Origin of the sequence: Mycobacterium sp. GA-1841, assembly GCF_001954135.1 — a bacterium.
Taxonomy (GTDB): domain Bacteria; phylum Actinomycetota; class Actinomycetes; order Mycobacteriales; family Mycobacteriaceae; genus Mycobacterium.
Map to the genome: position 1 here is coordinate 1 of NZ_MBEQ01000040.1, position 9,615 is coordinate 9,615.

Annotated in this window: 10 protein-coding genes; 3 read left to right on the forward strand and 7 right to left on the reverse strand. The window is 66.9% G+C overall.

Translation table 11 applies throughout. The features are described 5' to 3' along the window. Window positions 1–192: 192 nt before the first annotated feature. From A5740_RS10170 to A5740_RS10180, 3 genes are all read right to left on the reverse strand, one after another. Window positions 193–1,290, reverse strand: a complete 1,098-nt coding sequence (locus A5740_RS10170; protein ID WP_076193672.1) for a hypothetical protein — start codon at window positions 1,288–1,290, stop codon at window positions 193–195. Between the two features lie 442 nt (window positions 1,291–1,732). Continuing rightward, the gene (locus A5740_RS10175) at window positions 1,733–2,305 is read right to left on the reverse strand and encodes a PA-phosphatase (protein ID WP_076193674.1); all 573 of its coding nucleotides are present in this window, start codon (window positions 2,303–2,305) and stop codon (window positions 1,733–1,735) included. Further along, window positions 2,302–2,820: a mycothiol transferase gene (locus A5740_RS10180; RefSeq protein WP_076193687.1), complete on the reverse strand. Its 519-nt coding sequence runs from the start codon at window positions 2,818–2,820 to the stop codon at window positions 2,302–2,304. The genes A5740_RS10175 and A5740_RS10180 overlap by 4 nt, the downstream gene beginning before the upstream one ends. 55 nt (window positions 2,821–2,875) lie before the next feature. On the opposite strand from A5740_RS10180, the gene A5740_RS10185 reads away from it, so the two are divergent. Further along, window positions 2,876–4,405, forward strand: coding sequence for a serine/threonine-protein kinase (locus A5740_RS10185; RefSeq protein WP_076193676.1), 1,530 nt, complete (start codon window positions 2,876–2,878; stop codon window positions 4,403–4,405). Then, the gene (locus A5740_RS10190; protein WP_076193677.1) at window positions 4,405–4,896 is read left to right on the forward strand and encodes a hypothetical protein; all 492 of its coding nucleotides are present in this window, start codon (window positions 4,405–4,407) and stop codon (window positions 4,894–4,896) included. Before A5740_RS10185 ends, A5740_RS10190 begins: the two co-directional genes overlap by 1 nt. A 13-nt stretch (window positions 4,897–4,909) precedes the next feature. Here the strand turns inward: A5740_RS10190 and A5740_RS10195 are convergent, their stop codons facing one another. Further along, window positions 4,910–5,296, reverse strand: coding sequence for a VOC family protein (locus tag A5740_RS10195; protein WP_076193679.1), 387 nt, complete (start codon window positions 5,294–5,296; stop codon window positions 4,910–4,912). A 75-nt stretch (window positions 5,297–5,371) separates the two neighbouring features. Here A5740_RS10195 and A5740_RS10200 point away from each other — a divergent pair, with 75 nt between their 5' ends. Next, entirely contained in the window at window positions 5,372–7,117 is a 1,746-nt protein-coding gene (locus tag A5740_RS10200; protein ID WP_076193681.1) for an amidohydrolase family protein, read from the forward strand. A 3-nt stretch (window positions 7,118–7,120) separates the two neighbouring features. On the opposite strand, the gene A5740_RS10205 is transcribed toward A5740_RS10200, so the two are convergent. The 3 genes from A5740_RS10205 to A5740_RS10215 all read right to left on the reverse strand — a co-directional run. Continuing rightward, window positions 7,121–8,482 (reverse strand): bifunctional adenosylcobinamide kinase/adenosylcobinamide-phosphate guanylyltransferase, encoded by a 1,362-nt coding sequence (locus A5740_RS10205; protein WP_076193683.1) that lies wholly within the window; start codon window positions 8,480–8,482, stop codon window positions 7,121–7,123. Beyond that, window positions 8,482–9,282 carry an ABC transporter ATP-binding protein gene (locus A5740_RS10210; protein WP_076193685.1) on the reverse strand — a complete coding sequence of 267 codons (801 nt, stop codon included), beginning with the start codon at window positions 9,280–9,282 and terminating at the stop codon, window positions 8,482–8,484. Before A5740_RS10210 ends, A5740_RS10205 begins: the two co-directional genes overlap by 1 nt. Next, window positions 9,279–9,615 (reverse strand): iron ABC transporter permease (locus A5740_RS10215; protein WP_139335053.1); only part of this gene is annotated, 337 nt, incomplete at its 5' end. The genes A5740_RS10215 and A5740_RS10210, both read right to left, overlap by 4 nt.

Sequence of the window (9,615 nt, forward strand, 5' to 3'; positions counted from 1 at the left end):
CGCACCCCCGCCGAAGAACTCGACCGACTACTGTCAGACCCGTCCACATTCACCGCAGCGACCGCCTGAATCCAAGGGCCGAATTTGCGATCTGTGTGCACGCTCGACAATGGCTAATTCCGGGTGCGGCGCAACGCCAACAGCGGGCGGCCACCTCTCGGTCACCGCCCGCTGTCAGCCTCCACCCCAGGCTCAGTCCTCGGAGCCCTTCGACTCGGACTTCGACTCGGTGTTCGATTCCTTCTTCGGCGTGACCTTCTTGGTGAAGTTCGACGCCGCGGTCCTTGCGTTGTTCACCGCGGTTTGCACATTTGCCCTGACCGTCTCCCGACGCTTCTCGGCGCGATCCCTGGCGCCATCGATCGACTTCTTGATCTTGGCGTTGAGGCTGGTGACGTGCGGCTTGAGGTTCGACACGTCACGCTTGCCGGCCTCGGGCGCGGCGGCCTGCAGGGTGGTGCGCTGCGACTGGTTGTCGGCAAGATCAGGATCAGGCAAGTTGCCGTCGGGCTTCACGTCGACTCCAAGGACGTCCGCGGCGGCAACTCGTACCGCGTTCCGCACACCAAGCATTTCCTTATTGCGGAACCGCATGATGGCCCCGTCTTCGTCCTTCTGGTCGTTGAAGACACCGTCGGAACCGCCACCGAGCGACTTCGGGAGCGCTTGCGCGATCCCTTCGATGGCCGGGTCGATCGCCCACTGCGGGCCATCGATGTAATCGCGGACCACCTTGTAGATATCGACCTTGCTACCACTGTCCACTGCCTGGGCAAGGGTGATCAGGCTTGAGGCCTGGAGCACCGGCAACTCGGCGAATCTGAAGCCGGATTCGAGCAATCCCTGGGCGAGCTTGAACGCGTAGTTGGCATCGAGCGTGGGGTCGACTCCAAGAGCCTCCGCGATCTGGGTCCGCGCGGCATTCGTGGCGGCCCAGAACTCCGTGTCGCGCCAGACCTTGACTTCCTCGCCACCGCCGGAGTCACGGACGAGCTCGATCAGCGGATCAGACACGTACAGCGGCGCGTCGATGATCTGCCGAACCTGTTCGTAAAGCCGGTTCTTCTCACCGACCTGCGCAGCGAGCACCAGCGGAAGGAGAGGCGCCTGGGCAAACTGTTCCGCGACTCGAACGCCGAACTCGAACACCAGCTGGCCCTGGTTCATGCTTTGGAGTTGCGTGTACGTCGCCCCCATCAGCGCGGTTTGCGCTTCCACCACACGCGTCGGCGTCGGCGGTGAGGCGACCACCGGGGTGATGGCGATGACGCTGGCGCCGGCGATGGCCACGCATGCCGTCAGACCACTGGAAACGCGACTGCTCATAGATGAAATCCCCTCAATGACTTGCGGTTTGGGCCGATCGATTGCTCGGCACGCAAGAAAATTACTCCCTACTCATGAAGATCTCAGCTTGTTCTCAGCTAGCTTTCGAAAAGTATTTGCATAGGGAATTATCGCCGAAGTAAATTCAATTGCCGCAAAGGCACAAAAGTTGCCATTTCCGCAGCTCGCTTCGGATGATGAACGTTGCCGAGGCGGCCCTCGACAACCGAAAGTCTTGTCCGGTGCAACACCAGGAAGTCGCTGCCAACACCTGAACCATTAAGTCGTACTTGATAGTTAGGCTCGCCTGAGAAGTGCGCACGCCGAGGAACGAATGGCGGCGTCAGATGCCTGCGCGGCGTTCGCCGTCACGGGATGGGACGCGGCGGGTCCGGGAAGTCATCGCTCAGCGAAGATCTGGGGCTGTGCCCGCATCCTGATCGATCTGCCGGAAGCGATCGAACATCGCGGCCACACACACCACCGACGTGCCCAACAACGCCGCACCGACGGCGTCGGTGAAGTAGTGGTAGGTGATCGCCTGCCCGAACATGCCCAGCCCGACAAGCACGATCGCTGCCACCACCGCCCACAGCGTCGCGCCTGCCAGCACCACGAGCAGGCCGATCACCACCACGAGAAAAGTCACGTGCCCGCTGGGATAGGCCAGGCCCGCACCCTTCTCACGGCCGAACAGCGGTTTGACGGCCCGCACCATGCCGATCGCCAGCAGCGGAGACACCGCCATGGCCACCGCCAATCCCCGCCGGCGCTGCCGCACCGCGATCACGATCCCGATCGCCAGCGCGGCCGTCAGCAGCACAGGTTCGGTGAACGCCAGGAACCCATAGCGGTACACACCGATCGCGCTGCCGAGCCGTTGGAACCAGGTGTCGATCGGCACGGGTCCGCGCCGGACCGCACATCCGAGCAGCACCATGGCGGCCACGCCGATCGGCGGCCACCATCTGGTGATCAAGGGATGATGCCGCGCAGATACGCCGCCTGACCGAGGTGCTGGGCACAGTCGTCGATGATGCTGACCAGGCGCGCGCTCGCCGTCACCGGCGGGTCCCAGTTGGTGTCGACAATGCGGCCCAGTTCCTCGGCGGTCACGCCGGCGATGTAGGCCAGGGTGTCTTTGTGGACCGCCCGGTAATACCCGGCCAGCAGGTCCGCCGGGGCGTGCACCTTCGCGACGTCCTCGGCGCTGTGTCCGTAGCCGATGTCGTTGTGCGGCAGATCGAGGGCGAACCGGTCCTTCCAGCCGTCGCGGATCCACACCTGCTCCACCCCCGCGATGTCACACAACTGCAGGTCCTGGACCCGCGCGCTGTGCCAGATCAACCAGGCGATGCTGTTGGCCTGTGGAGTCGGGCGGTACCGCGAGACGTCCTCGGTGAGCCCGTCGGTGAGGTCGTCGACATGTTCGATGAGCCGGGTGAATGCGTCGCGCAGCAGTTCCCGGACGGTGTCGGAATCAGCAGCAGTCATGGTCTCGACGCTACTCGCGAACCGGTCGACGCCCGTCCCGACTACCATCACGGGCATGCCGTTGAATACCGGTGACGTGTTCGCCGGGTACACGATTCAACGTCTGCTCGGCTCCGGCGGCATGGGTGAGGTGTATCTGGCCCAGCATCCGCGACTCCCCCGGCTGGACGCGCTCAAGATCATGCCCGCCTCGCTGACCAACGACGCCCAGTACCGTGACCGGTTCAACCGGGAAGCCGACATCGCCGCCACGCTCTGGCATCCCCACATCGTCGGCCTACATGATCGCGGCGAGTACGAGGGTCAACTCTGGATCGCGATGGATTACGTCGACGGCACCGATGCCGCACGTTATGTGCGCGATCAGCACCCGGGCGGGATGCCGCTGACCGAAGCGGTCGAGGTCGTCAGCGCCATCGCCGAAGCACTCGACTACGCCCACGAGCGCAACCTGCTGCACCGCGACGTCAAGCCCGCCAACATCCTGCTGACCGGACCACAAACGTCGCGACGGCGAATTCTGTTGGCGGACTTCGGGGTTGCCCGACGCATCGACGACATCAGCGGCATCACCGCGACCAACATGGCCGTGGGCTCGATGGCGTACTCCGCTCCCGAGCAGCTGCTGGGGCAACCGATGGACGGCCGCGCCGATCAGTATGCGTTGGCGGCCAGCGCCTTTCAGCTTCTCGCCGGGCATTCACCGTTTCACCATTCCAATCCCGCGGTGGTGATCAGCAAGCAACTCAACGAGCCGCCGCCGAGCCTGCAGACCGAGCGCCCCGAGCTGGTCCATCTCGACGAGGTGATCCGCAAGGGCATGTCCAAGGAGCGCGGCGCGCGCTACGAACGATGCGCCGATTTCGCCAAAGCGTTCGCGGCCCCGGCGTCACCGCAGCCCACCATCCCGGCGCCCCACCGCGGCCCGATCGTTCCGCCCGCGCCGACGCCGCCCGCGCCGTCGGTGTCGGCCGAGCCGCCGCGGATCATTGCGGCCCCGACGTTCTCGGCGCCCGGTCCCCCGGTGATCAGCGCGCCGCATCTGTCGCCAAGCTGGTCGGGGCCCAGCCCGATCCCGCAGCCGTATCGAGCCAAGAAGCCAAGTGCCGCACGGGTTGTGGTGCCCGCGGCGCTGGCGGTCCTGCTGTTGTGCACTCTTGTCTTCACCATCAGCCAGTTCGTCCGCTCCACGCCCGTGGCGCGCAGCACGCCCTCGTGGCAGCCGTACGTCGAGGCGGCCGAGACCTTCGCATTGCACACCGTGACCGTCAGCGCGGACACCGTCGACACCGATCTCGCAATGATCATGGACGGGGCCACCGACAAGTTCCGCGCCGACCTGCAGAGCCAGGCGCCTGAGATCAAGCGCAAGGCGCGCGAGCTGGGCGTGCACACCGAAGGAACGGTCACCGGCGCCGGCGTCGAATCGTTGTTCTCCGACGAAGCGGTCGTCCTCGTCGCCGTCGACACCAAGGTCACCGTCACGAGTAACCCGGTGGGCGTGGTTTCACTGCAACGGACCAGGGTCACCGTGCAGCATGTCGACGGGAGCTATAAGGCCTCGAAGTTGGAGTTCGTCAACTGATGGGAACACGCACGCGGGGCTGGCTGGTTCTGGTCGTCACCCTCATCGTGGGGATCGTCGTGGTCGGCGCTCTGGGCTTCTGGCAGCTGTCGGTCAAAGGCCAACCAGCGCCGGCACCGATCGCCGACGATGACCACGCCCGCGAACAGGTGACGGATTTCGTCAGCACGAATGTCGTCAAGATGCTCAGCTTCACGCCCACCACAAGCCGGGGTGACACCGACGCGGTCAGCAAGCTGCTGACCGGCTCGGCCGTCGACGAGTACCGCAAACGGATCCGGGAGAAACCCGACAACGTCACCCAGACCGCCACGGTCCGCAACACCGGTGTGGAGTCACTGTCGGACGACGAGGCCAAGGTGGTGGTGTTCGTCGACCAGACCTCACAACCGGCCGGCGGCGGCCAGTCGACCAAGGACGCCCTGGCCTACCGGGTCAGCCTGAGCCGGGTCGACGGTGACTGGCTGATCTCGGAGCTGGAGCCGCTGTAAATCTGTAGGCCCGCTATGACGCGGCGGCTCCGTGGAAGACCGCCTCGACGTTGTTGCCGTCAGGATCTCGGACAAAGGCGCCGAAGTAGCCCGGATGGTATTCGGGCCACCGCCGCGGTGCATGCAGTGACTCGACCCCCAGTGTCAATGCGGCGTCGTAGAACGCGGTGACGGCGTCGACCCCGGTGGCCTGGAACGCGACGTGAATTTCGCGGTTGGGCCCGCCGGCCTCACCGGCACTGGCGTCGGCGATCCAGAACGCCGGATGTCCGTCGGTGCCGTAGCCGATGGCCACGCCATGATCGAGCTGCCGGGTGTAGCCGAGGACGCCGAGCACGGTGTCGTAGAACTCTTTCGATCTGGCCCAGTCGGTGCAATTGATTCCGAAGTGATCGATCACGGCACGATCCTTGCATCCGATACCGACACGTCGGCGCCTGTTCCGCGATCGGCCGCGGCGTCGTACGTTTGTTAGATGACCTATGACCTGTGTATCCGGGGCGGCACCATCGTCGACGGCCTGGGCGGCAAACCGTATGTCGGTGACGTCGCGGTGCGCGACGGTGTCATCGCCCAGATCGGCACCGGGACCGGGTCCATCGACGCTCCCGCCGCACGCGAGATCGACGCCACCGGACTGTTGGTCACTCCCGGCTTCGTGGACCTGCACACCCACTACGACGGGCAGGCGATCTGGTCGGACCGGCTCAACCCGTCCTCGGCGCACGGAGTCACGACCGCGGTGATGGGCAATTGCGGGGTGGGGTTCGCGCCGTGCCGCGCCGACGATCATGACGTGTTGGTCGATGTGATGGCCGGGGTCGAGGACATTCCCGGGGTGGTGATGGTCGACGGCCTGCCATGGACCTGGGAGACGTTCCCCGAGTTCCTCGATGCCCTGGGGTCTCGACAGCTCGATATCGATGTAGCGGCGTTTTTGCCGCATTCTCCGCTGCGGGTCTACGTGATGGGCCAGCGTGGCGTCGATCGTGATCCGGCCACCGCCGAGGATCTGGCCCTGATGCGCAAGCTCGCCGCCGAGGCCGTGAATGCCGGCGCGCTGGGTTTCGCCTCGTCGCGGCTGACGATTCACAAGACCGAAAGTGGCCGGCCGATTCCGAGTTACGACGCCGGCTATGCCGAGATCGAGGCGATCGCCCGGGGCGTCGACGACGCCGGCGGCGGCCTGATCCAGTTCGTGCCGGATCTAGTCGCGGGTGACTACGAGCCTGCACTGCAGACGGTGTTCGACGTGGCCGCCGACGTCGGGTTGCCGGTGACGTTCACGCTGGCGATCGGAAACGCCGGCCCGGCGTTCTTCGAGGACGCGCTGCGCATGGTGGAAAAGGCCAACCAAAATTCCGGAGCCGACGGTCCTCAAGTCACCGCTCAGATCTTCCCGCGGCCCATAGGCCTGGTGCTCGGGCTCGAGTTGTCCGGCAACCCGTTCGTGCTCTACCCGAGTTATCGCGAGATCGCCCACCTACCGCTCGCCGAGCGGGTCGCCGAGATGCGTAAACCCGAAGTGCGCGAACGGATTCTGAACGATACCTCAGCCAGCGACGGGCATCCGCTGATGTTCGCCGTACAGGCCTGGGACTACATGTACCCGCTGGGCGAACAGCCCGACTACGAGCCCGACCCGTCGAACTCGATCGGCGCGCGGGCCCGGGCTCGTGGCGTCGACCCGCTGGAGGAGGCGTACGACCGCCTGCTCGACGACGACGGGCACGCCATGCTGCTGGTCACGCTGGCCAACTTCCGTGACAATTCGCTCGATACCGTCGCCGAGTTGCTGCGACGTGATGACGTCGTCCTGGGCCTCGGCGACGGCGGCGCGCACTACGGGATGATCTGTGACGCCAGCTTCCCCACCTACCTGTTGACGCATTGGGTACGCGACCGCGCGGCCGGGACGTTCAGCATCGAGGATGCGGTGCGGGAGCTGACGTCGGTGCCGGCCCGGGTCGCCGGGCTGGCCGATCGCGGTCGAATCGCGGTGGGCTACAAGGCCGATCTCAATGTCATCGACCATGCCGGGCTGCGGTTGCACCGGCCGGTCGTCGCCTATGACCTACCCGGTGGCGGGCGTCGCCTCGACCAGACCGCCGACGGCTATGTCGCCACCGTCGTCTCCGGTGAGATCATCGCCGAGAACGGGGTGCCGACGGATGCGCGGCCGGGCCGGCTCGTGCGTGGGCGCCAGGGCGCACCGGCGTAAGGGTCACCCGCGCAGCGGGATCGCGACGCCGGCCACCATGAGCCGCACGTCGTCACATTCCGCGGCGATCCGCATGTTCACTATTCCGAGCAGGTCCCGGAAGGTGCGTCCCGAGGCGGTGTCCGGCACGATCCCGCTGCCCACCTCGTTGCTCACCGCCACCGCCGTGACGGCACACGCGCGCCACGCCGCCACCAGCTCGTCGATGTCGCCGTGCACCGGCGTGAGCTGGCCGCTGTCCCAACAGCCGTGCCGATCCATCCGCGCGGCCAGCCAGGTGCCCAGGCAATCAAGCAGGACCGGTGTCTCGGTGTTGCGCAATTGGTCTGCGACATCGGAGGTTTCGACGGTGTGCCATTCCGGTGGCCGCCGCTGCCGGTGCAGCCGAATTCGTTGATCCCACTCCGCGTCGCCGTCCCGGGCGCCGCCGGCGGCCAGGTACCGAACCCGCGAGTGGCCGGCCAGCATTCCTTCGGCATGCACCGACTTCCCCGAACGCACCCCGCCGAGAACCAATGTGCGCGACGGCCGAGGCGGCACCCGGGATCGGCGCGTGCCCACCCGCACCACCTCGCCGTCCCGGCCGGCCCGCGCCCCGTATTGCCCGAGCACGTAGGCCAATTCGGGGCCCGGCGGGTTGAAATGGCTCAGATGCACCGCGACGACATCGGTATGGTCTCGGACGGCGCCGGATTCCCGCAATCCGGCCAGCGTGCGCGCAAATGACGGCAGGTCGTGGTGGTCGGTACCGTGATCGGTCTTGGTGCCGAAGGTCTCCTCCAGGAACACGGCATCGAATCCGGCCGCGGCGATCGACGCGTACGTTTCCGCGGGCAGCGGGCCCGTGTCGGTGGCCCATAGAAGTCTTGCCCCGCAGCGGGATACGTCATAGAGCACGGCGTCGTCGACAAGTGCGTCGCTGTGCGCGGCGGCCAGCACCCGCACCGTGTAGGCGCCGCCGGCGGCGGGCAGGGTCAGCTCGTCGCCTGGGTGCACGGTGCGGAATCGGATCGGATCATCCGGCCCCACCCAGTCGCGGCACTGATCGAGAGCACCGGGTGGCCCGATCACCTCGAGCGGCTCGGTCCGGCCCACCCAGTGGCGCATCACCAGAGCTGCCGGGCCGACGTGGTCGAAATGGCCGTGGGTCAACAGGATGTGACGCACCGCAGCCAGCGTTCGTCCACCGCGCAGCGCAGCCCGCGGCGCTTCCGGACCACAGTCGATCAACACGACGTCGTCGATGAGTGCAGCCGTCTGCCCGCGAATCTCACCGGCCGACAACGCCCACCGACACGACCGGCAGTCGCAGAACGGGCTGGGCCAGCCGTCGGCGCTGCCGGTGCCCAACAACATGGCGTCCATCACCGCACCGGGCCCCGAACCGGTAACACGGCGATTCCGCCGCCGCGCTCGACCACGTCGACGCGGGCCTGATAGACCTCGGCGATCCGTTGCACGGTAAGCACTTCGGCCGGTGTGCCATCGGAGACCACCCGCCCCGCCGCGAGCATGACCATCCGGTCGGAGTACTGGCCGGCCAGCGTCAGGTCGTGCATCGCGGCGATCACGGTGATGCCGTCGGCCGCACGGAGTGCGTCGACGAGCTCCAGGACCTGTTGTTGGTGACCGACATCCAAAGCGGTGGTGGGCTCGTCGAGCACCAGCACCGACGGCTGCTGCGCCAGGGCGCGGGCCAACACCACACGTTGCAGTTCACCGCCGGAGAGCTCGGTCACCGCGCGCCCGGCGATGGCCTGCAGGTCGAGGCGTTCGATCACACCGCCCACCACTGCACGATCGGCGGCCGACGGTGCGGCGAACCGCGACAGGTGCGGTGTCCGGCCGAGGGCGACCAACTCGGTGACCGTGACCCCTTCCGGGACGACGGGCCGCTGCGGCATCAGCGCCACCGTCGCGGCGATCTCCCGGCGGCGCACCGCGTGCGGGTCCAGGCCCGCCACCCGCACCGTCCCGGTCAACCGCGCATCATTGCCGGCCGGCAGCAGCCCGGCGATCACATGAAGCAGCGTGGTCTTACCGGCTCCGTTGGGTCCGACCACGCTGACCCATTCGCCCTCGGACACCGTCAGGTTCACCGAGTCCAGCACCGTCGTCTCCCGCCGAACGAGAGTCAGGTCGGTACACCTCAGGGCATCCGTCACGGCAACCTCCGACTGCGGCGCAGCACGACCAGGAAGAACGGTGCCCCGATGGCCGCCGTCACCACGCCGATCGGCAGTTCGGCCGGGGCCATCACCGAGCGCGCCAGGACGTCGGCCAGTATCAGGAACGCGGCGCCGAAGAGTACCGACAACGGCAGCAGCAACCGGTGTCCGGGGCCGACCAGCAGCCGAACCGCGTGCGGCACCACGATTCCCACGAACCCGATCAGTCCGCTGACACTCACCACCGCGGCCGTGCCCAGCGTCGCCACGGCAACCAACAGCAGCCGTACCCGCCCCGGATCCACCCCCAGGCTCGCCGCCTCGATGCTC

Coding starts and splice junctions, on each gene's coding strand:
- A5740_RS10180 (WP_076193687.1), bottom strand. CDS start 2,820: ATGACTGCTGCTGATTCCGACACCGTCCGGGAACTGCTGCGCGACGCA.
- A5740_RS10185 (WP_076193676.1), top strand. CDS start 2,876: ATGCCGTTGAATACCGGTGACGTGTTCGCCGGGTACACGATTCAACGT.
- A5740_RS10190 (WP_076193677.1), top strand. CDS start 4,405: ATGGGAACACGCACGCGGGGCTGGCTGGTTCTGGTCGTCACCCTCATC.
- A5740_RS10200 (WP_076193681.1), top strand. CDS start 5,372: ATGACCTATGACCTGTGTATCCGGGGCGGCACCATCGTCGACGGCCTG.
- A5740_RS10205 (WP_076193683.1), bottom strand. CDS start 8,482: ATGGACGCCATGTTGTTGGGCACCGGCAGCGCCGACGGCTGGCCCAGC.